The following is a 16610-nucleotide window of genomic DNA, read 5'->3' on the forward strand; positions in this document are numbered from 1 at the left end:
AGAATGGATAAAAATTGTAAAGTCATTGTGGTTGGTGGCGGCTTGGCAGGGTTATCAGCAGCTATGCAATTAGCAGATCGTGGCATGATTGTAGAACTTGTTTCTTTGACCAAAGTGAAACGTTCTCATTCTGTATGTGCACAAGGAGGAATTAATGCTGCATTAAATCTAAAGCCAGAAGAAGAAGATTCCCCCTACATTCATGCCTATGACACTATCAAAGGGGGGGACTTTCTGGCGGATCAACCTCCAGTATTAGAGATGTGCCTTGCCGCACCTCGAATCATTCGTATGTTAGACAATTTTGGTTGTCCTTTTAATCGTAGTTCTTCCGGAAATTTAGATGTCCGTAGGTTTGGAGGAACTCTCTATCACCGTACAGTATTTTGTGGAGCTTCAACAGGCCAGCAATTGATGTACACTTTAGATGAACAGGTACGTCGTCGCGAAAATTCTGGAAGGATTATTAAGAGAGAAAATCATGAGTTTGTTCGCCTTATTACAGATAGTAAAGGACGTGCTTGCGGGATTATATTAATGAATTTGTTTAACAATCGTTTGGAAATCTTGAAAGGCGATGCTGTAATTATTGCTACAGGGGGAGCGGGCATTATTTTTAAGATGTCAACGAATTCTACATTTTGCACAGGAGCTGCGAATGGTAGGCTATTTTTACAGGGCATGGTCTATGCAAATCCAGAATTTATACAAATACATCCTACAGCAATTCCTGGGCGTGATAAGCTCCGCTTGATTTCAGAGTCTGTTCGTGGTGAAGGAGGGCGTGTGTGGGTGCCTGGAGATTCCTCGAAGAGTGTTACCTTCCCTGATGGATCTCAAAAAACATGTGGCGTCACTGGAAAGCCTTGGTATTTCTTAGAAGAGATGTACCCTGCTTATGGGAATCTTGTCAGTCGTGATGTAGGCGCACGAGCAATTCTACAAATATGTGAAGCTGGTATGGGAATTGATGGGCGTATGGAAGTCTTTTTAGATGTAACACATTTGTCCCTGGCAACCAGAGATAAATTGGAAGTAGTGTTAGATATTTATAAGAAGTTTACTGGTGAGGATCCTAATGTCGTGCCAATGAGGATATTTCCTGCTGTGCATTATTCTATGGGGGGAGCTTGGGTGGATTGGCCCGCTGCTGATGATATTGATCGTGATGGTCGGTTCCGACAAATGACGAATATTCCAGGATGTTTTAATTGTGGTGAATCAGACTTTCAGTATCATGGTGCTAACCGTCTGGGAGCAAATTCTTTGTTATCTTGTTTATTTGCAGGTCTTGTCGCTGGAGATGAAGCTGCACGATTTATCGAAACTTATGGACCTGCTGTTCAAGAATCCAAGGATTTTGAGTGCGCCCTTTGTGAAGAAAAGGAAGAAAATGCCCGTCTGTTATCTGCTTCGGGAAAAGAGAATATTTTTATTTTGTATGAAGAAATCGCAGCAGTCATGGTGCAAAATGTAACAGTAAAACGTAATAATAAAGATCTTCAAGACACTGTAAATAAGTTAAAAGAGTTGCGTGAGCGATTAAAAAAAGTGTCAGTTCATGATTCGTCACCATTTGCGAACAAGTCTTTTCATTTTTTACGTCAAATGAAACCCATGTTAGAATTAGCGTTGGCCATCACTAAAGGTGCTCTTTTGCGTAATGAATTTCGTGGTTCGCACTACAAACCTGAATTTCCCCAACGTGATGATAAGCATTGGCTGAAGACTACGTTGGCTACTTATCACTGTGAAGAACCAGAAATTTCTTATTGTCCTGTGGATACACGTCATTTTCAGCCCTCTTTGAGGGATTATACTAAATCTTCAACAGTGAAAATACATCCTGTTAATTTGCCGGACAATATTTCCCTGCCTTTATAGAGTGAGGACGTTATGAGTACTCTTGAAACTTTTATTTTAAAGATTTATAGGGGAATCCCCGGAAAACAGTATTGGGAAAGCTTTGAGCTTGCGCTTCATTCTAGGGAAAATATCATTAGTGCTCTTATGGAAATCGAGAAGCAGCCAATAAATATCTTGGGTCAAAAAGTAAATCCTGTAGTTTGGGAGCAAGGGTGTTTAGAAGAAGTCTGTGGATCCTGTTCGATTCTTGTGAATGGTGTACCTCGTCAGGCATGCACAGCACTCATTCAAGAATACATTGATGCTACCAACTCTCGGGAGATTGTTTTAGCACCTTTAACAAAATTTCCACTTATTCGAGATCTTATTGTTGATAGATCTATAATGTTTGATAATCTTCAGTGTATTCGAGGATGGATAGCTGCGGATAAAGAAGGGGAAATTTTTGGTCCTAAAGTTCCACAAGAACAACAGAAGCTTTTATACGCTTTGTCCCAATGCATGACCTGTGGTTGTTGTACAGAAGCTTGTCCTCAAATGAATAAACGTAATGATTTTGTAGGTCCTGCTGTCATTGCTCAAGCGCGCTATTTTAATAGCTATCCTGGAGATAAACAGATGACGAGACGACTACATACTCTCATGGAAAAGGATGGTTTTGAAGGTTGTGGACAAGCACATAACTGTGCGCGTGTATGTCCTAAGAAACTGCCATTAACTGAGAGTATTTCTGTTATTGGGCGTCAGCTGACTAAATTTTCTTTGAAAAATTTGTTCTCTACTTTGTTTAAAAAGAAGAAAAGTTAAAAAAATCCCTTGGGCATATGACTGCGATATCCCGGAGGTGGAGGCATGCCATAATCTATAGGATTTGAGTAGAGAGTCCAGGGCTGTTGTAGAGATAGGATTTCTTCAATATTGTTGAGAGGATATCCTTGTAACCCTGCATAATTAAATTGCCATAGGTCGATTTGTTGCGTTCCTGGATTTACAATGAAGCCAAAATAACTGTAAGGCCAGTTCGTATCGCCAAATAATAAAGGTGCTGGATACGCTAGGTTATGATGTCTCATTGCTGTTGCTAAGCGTAGGTACATATCTTCTTCGGTATAGAGTTTTTGATAACTTTCCATTAGCAGACCTTTGTAGAGATGGCGAACATCAGCAGAAGAAAGTAAAGAGAGTTTAGGAACGTGCTGTTCTATGAGAGCGCTAAAGTTATCATAAGCCATGCGTGATGAGATTCCCAAGTAGGAGGAGATATTATCCAATATTTCAGGAAGTTGTTGTTCTGAGACATAGGGAATATCGTTCACTATCTGGTGGACAAGGTAACGTTGGTATAAAGTAAATGCTTTTGGAGCGTGTCGGTATAACTGTTGTAAAAAACGAGAAGCTTTTTCATAAAACTCCGGCAAAGTTAATGTATAATCAGAACAGAAATTGTGAAAATTTTGAACAACATCTTGAAGAGCATATTTGTTGCAAAATCTTTCTATGAAAGTATAGATTCCTTGATGGGATAAAGTAGTTACATATAAGAAGTCATTATGTTGTTTCATCCATATGTCGCGCAACCATGTATAACTGTACCAATCATTGTCCCAAGCTTCTTTAAATAAAGGTGCTCCTGCTGTTATAGAAAAAACATGTGTCGGAGATGAAGCAATGAGAGAGTGTGTTCCTTCTTCTAAATAATTTTTAATACCTGTAGGTAAATCTTTAAGTGCATCAGCAAAGAAAGCTGCAAGCTCATGAGCATTTTCTGGATACTTCTCTATTATAGTTAAAGGTTCTGTATGTTCGAAATAGTCGGTGAGAAGAGAAGTTACTGTTCCTCCAGAAACATAAACCCACGGCATGTGAGAAATTTTATCTAAATGATGTAGGATAGATTCTGGAATAGGCAAATCATAAGCCTGTAGAATTCTTTGTAGTGCAGCTTCTTGAAAACTTTCTTTATGAAGAAGTGCGGTAATTCTATGTATTAATGTTGTAGTTTCCTTTTCTAAGCCGATTACAGCGTGTTTGCTTAGCAAATCGATTTCTGTAGAAGTGAAAAACTCAGAAAGAAATCTTATGAATTCATTAATTGAGTAGATAGGAGACCAAGCATGAGGATGCGTCCTGCCATGGGTAAAGAAAATACGAAATCCTGCAGGAGTATCAGCATAAAGGTGTGCAAACTCTTGGATAAACGCATCATAGGAACTGCGAAAGTATAGAGGAATTTGCTTTGTATAAAAGGAAATCAAGAAATCAGGGAGAACCGCGAATTGTTTAGCTTTTTCTTGAGCGCTATCCCAATCGTAAAGGGCCTTATTAAGTTCTTGACGAAACCGTATGTGATCCATAGTCAAAATTTGACTGTCTTGATTGTTCAAAGGGCTTCGCATACGACTTTCAATATAAGCTAGCTGAGCACGTGCTTCATGGTAAGTCTGTTCGCATTGCTGTACTAAAGTATGGAGAGTTTCAATTTCTTCTTCAGCGAATGTTTTTAGAAGACCTACAAGACTCTGAGGGCCGTCGTTGTGCCAGCCCAGAGCAATGCGGATGTGGTTAGCAGCCGTAGGTTGATTCGCATCAGCGAATGTTGCTAAGGTATATTCCCAAGCTTTAAGAAGAGGGTTTTGGGTATCGCGGACAAAAGCAAATTTTGCTTCTTCATAAGCGGAAAGATACCGATATACTTTATGTGTTTCCGAAAGCTCATGAGGAAATTGCGAATTAAGTAGAAGCTGTTCTTTGCTAAATAAGCCTTCTTTAAAGAGAATAGACCGTACTGTATTCTTGGAAATTTGATAATAGTGTAAAAGTGTAGATTCGATAATTTCGTTTGCAGTTATAGTTTCGTAAGCATTTTGTATTTTGTTTAAGAGATATTCGTGGGCGAGTAATTGCTGTACATGAATTTGCGGATCACTAAGAGTTTCTAGGATCCCTGCAGCTTGGAAAGCTTTCTGTAGTCCTGGAGATGAAGAGAGTTTTCTCAAGGGATCAGGGTAAAGATCTAAGATGTGCAAGGGCTTAAAAAGCTCGCCAATGCATCCTGAGAGATTGATAGGTACGGTGATTTCTCGTGTGCCAATAACTCGCGAAAGCTTGCCAGAGCTTAACAAGTCGTCTATATCTTTAAGGAAACGCTCAGGATATTCCTGATGAATTAGAATGGCAGTCGCTGTAGCAAAGCAGGAACCCACATCTTGACGAAGGTAAGTAAACAGTGCTGTGAGCACAGCTTGTCGTACGTGAAATACAGAAAGAGAGACGTGAGAATCTAAAGCTAGAGTGTGACGGATAAGATGTTGAATTGCAGTATAGGAAGGGATGAAAAGAGCCTTGATATGGTTTTTTAAGTTGGGGTTTTCTTTTAGAGCTTTAAGCATGCAAAGAAGATGTTCACGAGCTTTGGCTTCATTATGACGATGAGGTCCTAAAGGATAGGTACAGTGAATTAGGTAATTTGTTGCTTCAATAAGTTTTATAGTGTCGATTTCATTATTTTCTCCTAAGATATAGCCTGCAATTTTACGCGCAGTATGTAAGTTTTTTGCTGCTAAGGGTGATTGCAGTGCTGTAGTGCGATATCCTTGAAATAGTTCAGCATTTTCGGAGCAGAGTATTTCTTCTAATCCGCTTTGTTGTTTAAGAGTTAAGGAGTCAAAAACAACACGATTCAATCGTGACATATAAAATGTAGGGAATATTTTCTGTTGTTTTTGTTCTTTAGCATGAACAGAAAGTTTCTGTCAGTAGGCGATTCTTTGGTAAGAACTCTAGGTTTTATCCTAGACAATGTAATAGACATTACGAAAAAAGTAACATAGCTAGAGTCCCGTCTGCTTGGGATGAGGCTCTGTTGTTCAACATAGTCGTTAAATAGTCAATGAAGTTTTCCGAGTTTATAGGAGATAGGGGATCTTTGAGTAACGCTTCAATAGGGAGATGCAAAAGATATTCTGTAAGATCCTGGCATCCTGTAACGCAAATTAAGCAATCTCCAGTTTCCATAGTATAGTGTAAATGCATAGATAGATGTAGGAATTGCTTCCCTCGTTTTAGAAATACTATAGGAGCTTTCTCTCCTATGGAAAGAAAAGAAAGTACGCGCTGTTCCACGGAATATTTTATGAAAGTCATAGATATCGTAGCTTCATTCCCCTCCGTAATTTTAGAAAAATTGTTGAAGGTTTCTTCGCAGATCCTCTCAATAGAAGAATAGAGATTAGCATAAGCTAAAAATAAACTTCTTGCTGACAATGCATAGAGATAAGACGGTAGGCCAATATCCCCGGCAAGACCTAGCATTCCAAGAAGAGTCTGTTTGTGATCTTTGACTTGCCAGCCATGGAAGTGGCCGGACAGTTGTCGACCTTTAAGATGTTGTAAACTGAAAGATACTGTAGGGAATGAGGGAAATTTTGGAGTTAGAAGAGAGCTTTGTAATGATTCTAAGATGGCAAGTTCTTTTTGTAATTTATTTCCAGATTTATAATCGATATCTGCTTTTTCTATAGAGTTGAGGAGTAAGAGCAATGTACAATTAAAGATATTCCCTAATTCGTTAATTTCATAGCCATAAGGTTGTGGTTGAAAACGGACATTATGGTCACCACGCCAGGCAGCTTCCATGCACAGAGTCAGTTCCTGTAAAGGTTTATTTAATCGTTTGTTTAGTTTGGAAAGAATCCATCCCATGAGAATAAAAGCTAAAAAATAAAAGACAAGAACATTCAAAGGCATTTTTAGGACTGTACGTAGAAACACAGAACGCGGAAATAAAGATAGTGTATAGATCCCTTGGATAGGAATTTTATTGAGAATAAGGCCAAGATATTTTCTATTGCTGATGGTACAACTTACTATGCCTTTCTCTTGCATGATCTTTGAGGAGGCTTCAATAACGATAGCGTCGGATTGTTGTTTGGGTTGGAACTGCGGTAAATTAGGAAGATCTAAAGAAAACACTAAAGGGGTTTCTGATTTTTGTGCGCAGAACAATACCTCACCATACTTATTGACGAGACAGATATTGCCTTGAGTAATGTGTAAAGATTGAAACAGGTCTTTTTGTAAAAAAGACATAGGATAAAATCCGATCAGGAGTCCTGAGCTTCCTGGAGAATTCCAGATTTCAAGATCTTCAACAAGAACAAGGTAATGCACAGGTTCCTTAGCGGGAATTGTTAATAAAATTGCGTGTCCTGAAGCTGCAGCTAACTTTTTTTTAATTTCAGGATGTTGTTTTAGATAGCGAATAAAAGGGGATCCAGGATGTTTAGTTTTTATAGAATGATCCAAGGGGTTAATTAAGCATAAGGAAAATTCTGTGTCTGAAAGAGCCATCATTTCTGTATAAGCTTGGGTATGGAAGTCTTCAGAAGAGGCGTATGTTTTAAGAGCCAAAGTACTAGCAAGCCTTTTGAGAAAGAGTTTGTGGAGTGACAATTTTTTTTCAAATTCCATGCTTAGATTTGTTGCTTGAGTGTGGAGAACTTGGACAAGATTTGCTTTGGCTGCTGAAAACGAGAAAAAACCTAAAACGATAAAGTTTAAAATTAAAGGAATTGGAATCACTAAAAAAAGAAAAAATAAAATTCGCTTTGTAAACGTATATTTCATGATTCTAATATCTTCAAAACTAATAATGTAATGTCATCATATTGATGAGAATTTCCTACGAATTTTTTGACCGCTGACATGAGATTATGCATGGCTTCATTAGCACTTTTGTTTGTAAAACTTTGTATAGTATTTTTCAGACGCTCTTCTCCAAACATTTCTCCATAATTATTATGGGCTTCTGTAATTCCATCAGAGTATAGAACGATTAGAGAGTTGGGTTGGGGGCGGAACGTTGCTGTTGAAATATCAGCAACATTAGGAAGAAAACCTAAAGCCATACCCTCATGGAATAAAAAGGAAGCTGTTCCCTCAGCATTGAGGTAGCAAGCGGGGGGATGTCCGCAGGAATAATATTCCATAGTTTGTAAAGCATAGCTATAACAATAAACACAAAGAGTAACAAACATTCCTGAATCTATAGTGTTACTATAAAATAGCGCAGATGTTTGTTGGATGGCTTCTTTAAGAGAAGAGGAGTTTGTAAGAAACGTACGCAACATGTTTTTCAAAAATAACGAGTAACCACAAGCGTTGACGCCTTTCCCCGAAGCATCAGCAACAATGAGGAATAGCTTGGCATGTATTCCTTCGCCGACGATAAAAACATCGAAAAAATCTCCCCCTACAGTAATTGCTGGGATATAGGCTTTTGCTAATTGCGTATAGGGATAGGTAGGTAAGATATTGGGAAGTAAGCGTTGTTGCGCTTGTTCCCCTAATTGCAAAGCATTTTGTGCATTTTCTTTAAGCTCGAAGTTTTTTATCGCCAAATCTTGTTGCTTATGCCAATGTGCGATCATAGCATTAAAAATATGTCCTAACCTATTAATTTCAAAACCTAAAGAGTCATCAGTGTAGGGATGATTTAAATTCTGACGGGACTCTATCATCGTGGTAGCAAGCTTGCGGATAGGCAAGGAAAGCCTTTTAGCTACAAAATAGGCAAGAATACTTCCTAAAAGAGTACAAAAAAAATAAGCGGAATAGATGACCATTCGTCGTCGTAGAGGAGCTAAACTCTCTTTCTTATTACTATAGGACAGCACACCAATGTCTATATTAGGAACATCTTTAACATATCCCCAAACATCCTGATCTTTGATTTTAAAAGAATAAAAATTTTCTCCCAAAAGAGGTAAAGGAGTCAGAGATAAAAACTCCAAGTGTAAATTTTCAGGGCAGGTATCCTCTAGAAAAACCTGACAGAATTCTTTTTTCGTCATCTTAGAATCAATAGTTTGGAGGTTAAGAGCAGGATCGGAGGCTTTTAAGACTACACCATATTTAGAGAGAACAGCTGTTTTTACAGTGAGATAGTCTTGTTGGTTGACTAAAAGATCTTTTAGTAAGTCCTCAGCATTAAAAGTTGTATACAGCACTCCTTGTAATTCTTGTGTGATTGGGTCAAAAAGATTTGCCTGCATTATAGAAAACACTTCATGATTTATGGAGGATTGCTTTAATGCTGCTAAAAACAGAAGGTCTTGGGAAATGTCTATTTTGTTATTATAATTTTCTCCTAAATGTTTGGGGATGCTAGAAGCTACGACAAGTTTATTTCCATTTGGCATAATCTTAATTAAGGAAATTTCTTTGTAAGTTGTATGAAAAATCCTTTCCATTTCTTTGCTGAGAGTGAGATTAGGAGTATAGGGAACTCCCATAGGCAATTCTAAGACTTCAGAAAATAGGGCTAACACATCAGCATTTAAAGGTACAATTTGTGTTAAAGTATTGGCTTTAAAGGCTGCGTTTTCTTTAAGCGCATTGGCGATAGAGGAGACTACCGTATGATGCTGTCCTAAATATAATAAAATAATATTCACTCCTAAGGGAAGAATAATGGCAATAGAGCAAGCCCACCATAAACGGAACCCTATTGTTTTAGTAAAAGGGATCATGGATACTATGACGCTCTGTTCCTAAGATATTTTCCTTGGGGAATGGGCGCCTCTCCTCACGTGTGTTGTTTTTTACGCAGTATATAAAAAATTTCCTTAAGGAAACATCTACTATTTCTTTGTTGTCTTGATGAGAAAAATACCTAGTTCACATAATAAACCGTGATAAGAATTACCTTTTAGAAATGTGTTTAATGCTCATGTAAGAGTATTTGAATGAGGACTTCTAGGATAAATTCTTGATTGTAGATTTTTTTCTTCCTAGGCATGAGATTTAATTTGGAATAAGAAGAGGAGTTTCAGTGTTGCTTATGGATAAACAAGCAAGAATGTTTTCCTCCTGGATATTGCCTAAAGGTTTATTGATTCTAGTGTGGTTAATACTTAAAGTGCATCTATCCTATGGAGAAGGAATGATCGATTTAAACATTCCAGGAGAAAGTTATACTGAAGCGGTCTCAGCTGATGGCTCTATTATTATAGGGACAGTGAGTACAAGCGGAGCCTCAGCTAGTACTGAGCCATTTAAATATGACACAGCAACGCGCACCCTAGAAAATTAAGTGTCTTAACCCTAGGACAAAAGGCCTATGCTTACAGCATTTCTCCTGATGGAACAATCATTGTTGGGACTTGCGGTACAGGACCGGGGAAATATCATGCCACAAAATGGGAGAATGCAAGTACGGTAGTTGACCTTCAAGTTTTAACTGGTGGGGATTTTTCTGAAGCACACGGAATTTCAGCTGATGGTAAGATAATTGTAGGATTTTCAAATAAAGTGGCAGGAGGAGATTATAAGGCTGTAAAATGGGTTGATGGGAAAATAAAAGAACTCCCAGATATTCCTGGAGGATCAAAAAGCTCTTTTGCTTCTGATGTATCTGCAGATGGTTTTATAATTATTGGGACTTACCAAAAGACAGCACTTGTAAATTCTGCAGTGAAATGGGAGGCCAGTAAGGCAATAGCTCTCGGGACTTTAGGAGGAGCGGGATCTACAGCAACCGCTATCTCTGCGGATGGTAAGGTAATTGTAGGAACTTCTCAAACGACAGTAACTGCAGATACAACACATGCCTTTGTATATAAAAATAACACAATGATGGATTTAGGAACTTTAGGAGGAAAACATTCGACAGCTTCAGCAGTTTCAAAAGATGGTTCTGTTATTGTTGGACAAGCGGGTTTACCTTCTGGGGAAGTCCATGCCTTTCAGTACGTGGATGGTAAGATGATGGACCTGGGGACTCTTGGTGGTGAAAATTCTACCGCAAAGGCATTGTCGCAAGATGGTAAGGTGATTGTTGGACGGTCACAGATTGCTGACGGTTCTTGGCACTTGTTTTTATGTTATGCTATTTTCCCTCCCCATGCGCTTGAAAAACCCGTTATATTAGATTTGGATAATACATACGAAGCATTGCGTCAAAACGGTTATCAGCTAAATTCACTGTTAAATTTACAAAATATGATGTTGCATACAGCATTAAATCATGAGCATACTGTGTTTTCTAAATATCGTAGGGGTTTTAGTGGTGAAACATATCTCCATGCTTTGCAGAACATGGCGAGCAATTTAGCAGGTGCTCATATCCAATTGACGTATGAAATGCCTTCTTCTTGGCGGATCGGTATCTTTTTAAATCAGACTTTTAGTGCACATACACCAGATAACTTTCATATCAAGCACAGTCAACCTTGGACAAGAGCTTGCATAGAATGGCGTTCTTCTGACTCTTTGGGGTCTAGCTTTAGAGCCTCTTTTGGTTACGGAAATCCGGGTGTTACCATTGTACGGAAACAGTTAGAAAATACGGAGGCAGGAAGTGGAAATAGCACGTTTAGAAGCTTTGCTGGGCAGATAGAAAGTCGTTATGGTTTACCCTTTGGTAAGGGGATAAGAGTTCAGCCTTTTCTCGGCCTCAAACTGATTCGGATAAGTCGAGAAAACTATGCAGAAAGCAATGTGAGGTTCCCCATTTACTATGACAATGTAGATTATGCTGCAAGCACCGGATATGTTGGAACGAGGGCACATATCTTTCTTATTCCTGATTTCACTATGACTGCACGTATGGGTATAGAACAGAATCTTTATTCACATGTGGATTCGTTATCAGGAACTATAGTTTCTTTTGGATCTTTCCGATTTGAAGAACTGCATATTGTGCATACACGAGCGTTTGCTTCGTTGGATTTTAAGTACGACTTACTAAAATCGCAATGTTTGAAATGTGTCTTTCATGTGAATCAACAACCGTTGCAAGGTGTTATGGGGTTTCCCAGTAGTGCGGAATATAATATGGGTTTCTAATGACTTTAAATTCATATTTGCCTTTGGAATACGTAGTAAAAAATTTTTCTTATTTAGAATGTATTTTTGTATCCTATAGCACTTAAAGCCAAGGGTTCAGGCTACAAATAGCGTTTGAACGTTATTCTGAATAGGATTCTTCGTACTTGCAGCTCTTCTTTTATATTTGTATAGTCACGGAGCTGCGATAACTGTTTTTGTTAACGTAGATAGAAACCTTTAAAAAAGTTGGGTTGAATTATGAAAGCGGTTATAAAAATTTTACCTCATTGGATACAACGGCAAAACCTCTGGATGACAATGTTTTGGGTAGCTACTATGCCCACGGCATTTGCTAATATATTATTAGATATAGGTGAACCGGGACTATCTTCACAGGCGTTGGGAGTTTCAGGTGACGGCTCTGTTGTTGTAGGTGTGGAGAGCGGTGAAATTGTACGGGCAATTCCATTTAAATATGAGGATGGTAAGCGCATTGTTTTATCTACGTTAAAACCTGAGAAAACAACTTTTGTTACTGGTGTGTCTGAAGATGGATCCATAATTGTAGGTATGAGCAGTATAGGTTCAGGCATGTATCATGCTGTGAAGTGGGACAACGATGTTCTTATTGATCTTGGAACTTTATCTACAGGGGTTGATTCTGAAGCGCAGGCTATTTCTGCAGATGGCCGTGTGATTGTGGGAAATGCTAGCGAGGAATTAGGAATCACTGTTGCTGTGAAATGGGAAAATGATGCGATTGCTGTGCTCCCTTATGCCGAAGGAGGAGCACAATCGTTTGCTAATGCTGTGTCTGGAGATGGTTCTATTATTGTAGGGACATCCATTACTCCGGAATGGTTAAGTTCTGCTGTGAAGTGGGAGAAAGATACAGCGACCTTCTTAGGCACTTTAGGAGGCAATGTCGCTATTGCTGTAGGGATTTCTAAGGATGGCAAGACTATTATAGGCAGTTCTGAAACGGATCGTGCTGAAGTGCATGGGTATGCTTATACAAATGGAACTATGCAAGATCTCGGAACTCTTGGGGGAATCTATTCGTTGGCAAAAGGAATTTCGGCAGATGGTAAAGTCATTGTTGGAGAAGCTACAATTTCTACGCATCAACGGCATGCCTTTCAATATGTCAATGGGACTATGATAGATTTAGGAACTCTAGGTGGTGAGGAATCTTCAGCTAATGCTATCTCTACAGATGGCAAGATTATTGTGGGAAGAGCACAAACTGCAGGAGGAGAATGGCATGCTTTTATCTGCCCCACTCAAGTTAAAGACACCACCTCTACGGTAGTAGATTCTGATTCTTCAATTCATAGTCGTCAAGCTCGTAGTACTATGGTAGATGTTGAAAACACCTATGTATCCCTACGCCATCAGAGAAAAGCATTAGCCTCTTCGCTAAACCAACAAAGCACGATACTGCAAAATGCATTGGATTCTGGAAGCCTGGAATCACGTCATGGTTCTTCTATTGTAGCTCCACTTCTTCATGGGAATTATAGCAGGCTCAATACTTTGAATTTTTCTTTGTTTGGAGGCGCTTTCTTAAATCAACGTTGCCAAGCTGTAAATAATTTTTATTTAAAACAAAACAATGCGTGGACAGGAGCTTTCTTAGGTTGGCAAGCTTCACAAGCTTCTAAAGCAAGCCTCCGGTTTTCTTTTGGTTATGGTTGTCAGGATGTCGTGCTCACAAGAGAGCAGCTTTCCTATACCGAGAAAGGATTAGGAAACAGCTCATTTACAAGCATGGGAGGTCAGTTTGAAGGGCGTTATAACGTAGCCTTGAAAGAAGACGTCGCTATTCAATCCTGTGTAGGATTGCGGCTAATGAGTATCAGCAGGCTAGGTTATACCGAAAATGACGTTTTCTTACCTGTGCACTATGATAATTTTGCTTATTCAGCAGTCACAGGTTTTGCTGGTACTTGCCTAAAAGCTTTAGTAATGCCGAATATGGCGATGTCTTTCACCATGGGGATTGAACAAGATTTTGCTTCGCATGTCGATGACTTTTCAGGATCTATGAAAGTTCTGGGACGTTTTACTTTTCAAAATCGTGAACATTCGATGCGTCCCTTTGGATCACTTGTGTTAAACTATAACCTGCCTAAGCATCAGCAGCTGAAAACCACGTTCCTTATGAATCAACAACCTTTGAATGGGGGAACAAATTTAGTAAGTAATGGAAGTTATTGTATCAATTTTTAAAGATATACATTGCATGGGTATCATGAACTAGCGAAGTATATTGACAAGCTGTAATAGAAAAATCCTCATAATGGAAAACTCTATTACAGTTTTTTTATTTGCTTGTTGGAATCATCTTTTGCATACAAGTTCTTTTCAGATTTTATTTCATTCACATGCAATGTCTTATCCAAAGGCAATGCTTAAGAATTTGTCTTTTTTGCTGTATTCTTTATTTAAGTGTCATTTTCTTAATTATTGTAGTTTTTGCTTCATATTAGTAAGCTACTGTGCCGTATCTATGCTCTAAAGTGGATTGTGAGTGAGAAAATAGGGAGGAATATAAAATGGTACCACGTTTTTTAAACTGGCTGTATTGGCGTAAGCTGTGGATGACGCTATGTGGGATTGTTGTTGTAAATACTGCTTTTGGAGCTTCGTTAATAGACATAGGAGCTTCAGTAGTGGGGACGTCGAGGGCTTTAGCAGTTTCTGGAGATGGTTCTGTTATCGTAGGTGAATTACGTATCTTTGATCAACAGACGGTCCCATTTAAGTATGTAAATGGTAAAATGATAGTACTTCCTGTCTATGCTGTTAAAGGCTCTGCTACTGGTGTGTCTGAAGACGGATCTATAATTGTAGGTAATAGTAATATGATTACGGATGTTCAATTCGACGCACAAGGAACATGTCCTGTAAAGTGGGTGAATGGTGAAATAAGCACTCTTCCCCTTTTACCATGGGGACATTGGGCTGAGGCTAACGGTATTTCTGGAGATGGCTCTGTAATTGTAGGAAAAGCAGATGAAGGTGTGGATAGTATTACAGCTGTGAAATGGGATTTAAGTGGCGGTATACATGATCTAAGTAGATCTTGGTTTGCTAATTCTTGTGCTTGTGCTAATGCTGTGTCTGGAGATAGCTCTGTAATTGTAGGTTCGGTAACGGAAGGCTTGGGACAGCAGCAGCAGGAACGAGCTGTGATGTGGACAGATAATAGAGAATTTTTTTTGGGGGATCTAGGAGGGCGCAACTCTTGTGCTACGGCGGCTTCTAAGGATGGCGAAATCACTGTCGGTTGGTCTCAAACAGATGCTGGGGAAACGCATGCCTGTGTGTATGCAGACGGCATTATTTGGGATCTTGGTACTCTTGGAGGCTCTTATTCTGCAGCATCTGGGGTTTCTTATGATGGCAAAGTCGTTGTTGGAGTGTCAACAACAGCTTCAGGAGCTCTACATGCTTTCCAGTATGTCCATGGGAAGATGACAGATTTAGGGACTTTAGGAGGTAAAGAATCCCGAGCTCATGCTGTCTCTGCAGATGGTAAGGTTATTATCGGAGAAGCACAAATTGCAATAGGAACTTGGCATGCTTTCATGTGCTATACTGAATGGTAGAATAGCACTTCTTGTTAACAAATTTTAGAGCAAGAAGTGTTGTTTATCATAACTTTTGGAACTCCCGTATGTTTATTTCTAAAATATTTTTTTAATGAAGTCTAAAATGCAAGACTTTCATCTCACATCATGGTTTTTTGTATTCGATAAGTAATAGAGTTTCTTTTACTTGCAGTGCTTTTCACATACTCATATAATATTTCCCTTGGAACTAGATTATTGTTGATGAGGTGTTATACAGTTTGGGTAGAAATAGATTATTCAATGTTTTTAAATTAACGGTAGCATTTTTCTTAGTTGCTGCTGTGAATTCATCTTTTGCACATACATTAATAGACATAGGTTCACCAGGAATAGCGTCAGCAGCTTGGGGAGTCTCTGGAGATGGCTCTGTGATTATAGGAGAGGAGGGATCCGCACCATTTATGTATGCTTATGGGCAACGAACGTTATTGCCTACTTTAGGACAAAATAATCGTGTGTGTGCTATTTCTGAAGATGGCTCTGTAATCGTAGGGTTTAGCAGTATGCTTCGAAACGTACAGTTCAATATAACATCAATATGTGGTGTGAAGTGGGAAAAGATTCCCTCAGCGGGGTATAAGGTCATAGAACTTCCACTTACCTCATGGGGACACTGGGCTGAGGCTTACGCAGTCTCTGCAGATGGTAACGTAATTGTGGGAAGAGGTAATGATGGATTCGATACTGTTACCGCTGTGAAATGGTGTGATGATCGTATCACATGGGTACATGATTTCGAATCACTTTTTGGAGTTTATCAGGATTGTTATGCTTGTGCTAATGCTGTGTCTGGAGATGGCTCTGTAATTGTAGGAGTCAGAGGAGACAACGCTATGAAATGGGAAGGAGGCATAGAAACATGTTTGGGTTCTTTAGGTGACGGGCAAACGTTACCTCAGGGGATTTCTAAAGATGGTAAAGTAATCGTGGGTTCCTCTTGGACTTGTTCTGGACAGTGTCATGCCTTTGTTTATAAAGACGGTGTGATAAACGATCTAGGGACTCTTGGAGGAGACTTCTCTGAGGCAAAGGCAGTATCGGGGGATGGGTCAATCATTATAGGTGCCTCTACAACAACTACCAATGCATTGCATGCTTTTCAGTACGTAGATGGTAAGATGATAGACCTAGGGACTCTCGGAGGTAATGATTCGTGTGCTCATGCTATATCTAATGATGGTAAAGTTATTGTTGGGCGAGCACAAACTGCAACGGGATTATGGCATGCTTTCCTATGTTACACGACTACCGAAACACCGTGACAACTACATCATTGTG

The 16610-nt window shown here is 39.2% G+C and carries 10 protein-coding genes and 1 pseudogene; 8 read left to right on the forward strand and 3 right to left on the reverse strand.

Features of this window, described 5'->3' with window-relative positions; translation table 11 throughout:
* Positions 1 to 3 precede the first annotated feature (3 nt).
* Both sdhA and sdhB read left to right on the forward strand, forming a co-directional pair.
* Positions 4 to 1884, forward strand: coding sequence for a succinate dehydrogenase flavoprotein subunit (sdhA, locus tag Cs308_RS01990; protein ID WP_066481983.1), 1881 nt, complete (start codon positions 4 to 6; stop codon positions 1882 to 1884).
* Between the two features lie 12 nt (positions 1885 to 1896).
* A complete protein-coding gene (gene sdhB, locus Cs308_RS01995) occupies positions 1897 to 2673 on the forward strand; it encodes a succinate dehydrogenase iron-sulfur subunit (protein WP_066481985.1) in 777 nt (258 codons plus the stop codon).
* Here sdhB and Cs308_RS02000 read toward each other — a convergent pair.
* The 3 genes from Cs308_RS02000 to Cs308_RS02010 form a co-directional block, all read right to left on the reverse strand.
* A complete protein-coding gene (locus Cs308_RS02000) occupies positions 2670 to 5558 on the reverse strand; it encodes a hypothetical protein (RefSeq protein ID WP_066481986.1) in 2889 nt (962 codons plus the stop codon). The genes sdhB and Cs308_RS02000 overlap by 4 nt on opposite strands.
* A gap of 118 nt (positions 5559 to 5676) precedes the next feature.
* Positions 5677 to 7491: a regulator of sigma subunit gene (locus Cs308_RS02005; protein ID WP_066481987.1), complete on the reverse strand. Its 1815-nt coding sequence runs from the start codon at positions 7489 to 7491 to the stop codon at positions 5677 to 5679.
* On the reverse strand, positions 7488 to 9395 hold the full coding sequence (locus Cs308_RS02010) for a SpoIIE family protein phosphatase (RefSeq protein WP_066481988.1): 1908 nt from the start codon (positions 9393 to 9395) through the stop codon (positions 7488 to 7490). The genes Cs308_RS02005 and Cs308_RS02010 overlap by 4 nt, the downstream gene beginning before the upstream one ends.
* Before the next feature lie 311 nt (positions 9396 to 9706).
* Between Cs308_RS02010 and Cs308_RS02015 the strand changes: the two genes are divergently transcribed.
* The 6 genes and pseudogenes from Cs308_RS02015 (at position 9707) to Cs308_RS02035 (ending at position 16594) form a co-directional block, all read left to right on the forward strand.
* Complete coding sequence (locus tag Cs308_RS02015) at positions 9707 to 9958, forward strand: hypothetical protein (RefSeq protein WP_156506728.1); 252 nt, start codon at positions 9707 to 9709, stop codon at positions 9956 to 9958.
* Between the two features lie 38 nt (positions 9959 to 9996).
* A pseudogene (locus Cs308_RS05105) lies at positions 9997 to 10098 on the forward strand (hypothetical protein); the annotation flags it as partial.
* A 78-nt stretch (positions 10099 to 10176) separates the two neighbouring features.
* The gene (locus tag Cs308_RS02020) at positions 10177 to 11712 is read left to right on the forward strand and encodes an autotransporter domain-containing protein (RefSeq protein ID WP_082904997.1); all 1536 of its coding nucleotides are present in this window, start codon (positions 10177 to 10179) and stop codon (positions 11710 to 11712) included.
* Between the two features lie 240 nt (positions 11713 to 11952).
* Positions 11953 to 13926 (forward strand): HAF repeat-containing protein, encoded by a 1974-nt coding sequence (locus tag Cs308_RS02025; protein ID WP_066481990.1) that lies wholly within the window; start codon positions 11953 to 11955, stop codon positions 13924 to 13926.
* Positions 13927 to 14252: 326 nt separating this feature from the next.
* Positions 14253 to 15308, forward strand: coding sequence for an HAF repeat-containing protein (locus Cs308_RS02030; RefSeq protein ID WP_066481991.1), 1056 nt, complete (start codon positions 14253 to 14255; stop codon positions 15306 to 15308).
* 242 nt (positions 15309 to 15550) lie between these two features.
* The gene (locus Cs308_RS02035; protein WP_066481995.1) at positions 15551 to 16594 is read left to right on the forward strand and encodes an HAF repeat-containing protein; all 1044 of its coding nucleotides are present in this window, start codon (positions 15551 to 15553) and stop codon (positions 16592 to 16594) included.
* Positions 16595 to 16610: the final 16 nt, after the last annotated feature.

Origin of the sequence: Candidatus Chlamydia sanziniae (assembly GCF_001653975.1) — a bacterium.
Taxonomy (GTDB): Bacteria; Chlamydiota; Chlamydiia; order Chlamydiales; family Chlamydiaceae; genus Chlamydia; species Chlamydia sanziniae.

Bases quoted from the DNA above. Each gene is read 5' to 3' on its own strand.
- Cs308_RS02005 (WP_066481987.1), bottom strand. From the start codon at position 7,491: ATGAAATATACGTTTACAAAGCGAATTTTATTTTTTCTTTTTTTAGTG.
- sdhB (WP_066481985.1), top strand. From the start codon at position 1,897: ATGAGTACTCTTGAAACTTTTATTTTAAAGATTTATAGGGGAATCCCC.
- Cs308_RS02025 (WP_066481990.1), top strand. From the start codon at position 11,953: ATGAAAGCGGTTATAAAAATTTTACCTCATTGGATACAACGGCAAAAC.
- Cs308_RS02010 (WP_066481988.1), bottom strand. From the start codon at position 9,395: ATGATCCCTTTTACTAAAACAATAGGGTTCCGTTTATGGTGGGCTTGC.
- Cs308_RS02030 (WP_066481991.1), top strand. From the start codon at position 14,253: ATGGTACCACGTTTTTTAAACTGGCTGTATTGGCGTAAGCTGTGGATG.
- Cs308_RS02015 (WP_156506728.1), top strand. From the start codon at position 9,707: ATGGATAAACAAGCAAGAATGTTTTCCTCCTGGATATTGCCTAAAGGT.
- Cs308_RS02000 (WP_066481986.1), bottom strand. From the start codon at position 5,558: ATGTCACGATTGAATCGTGTTGTTTTTGACTCCTTAACTCTTAAACAA.
- sdhA (WP_066481983.1), top strand. From the start codon at position 4: ATGGATAAAAATTGTAAAGTCATTGTGGTTGGTGGCGGCTTGGCAGGG.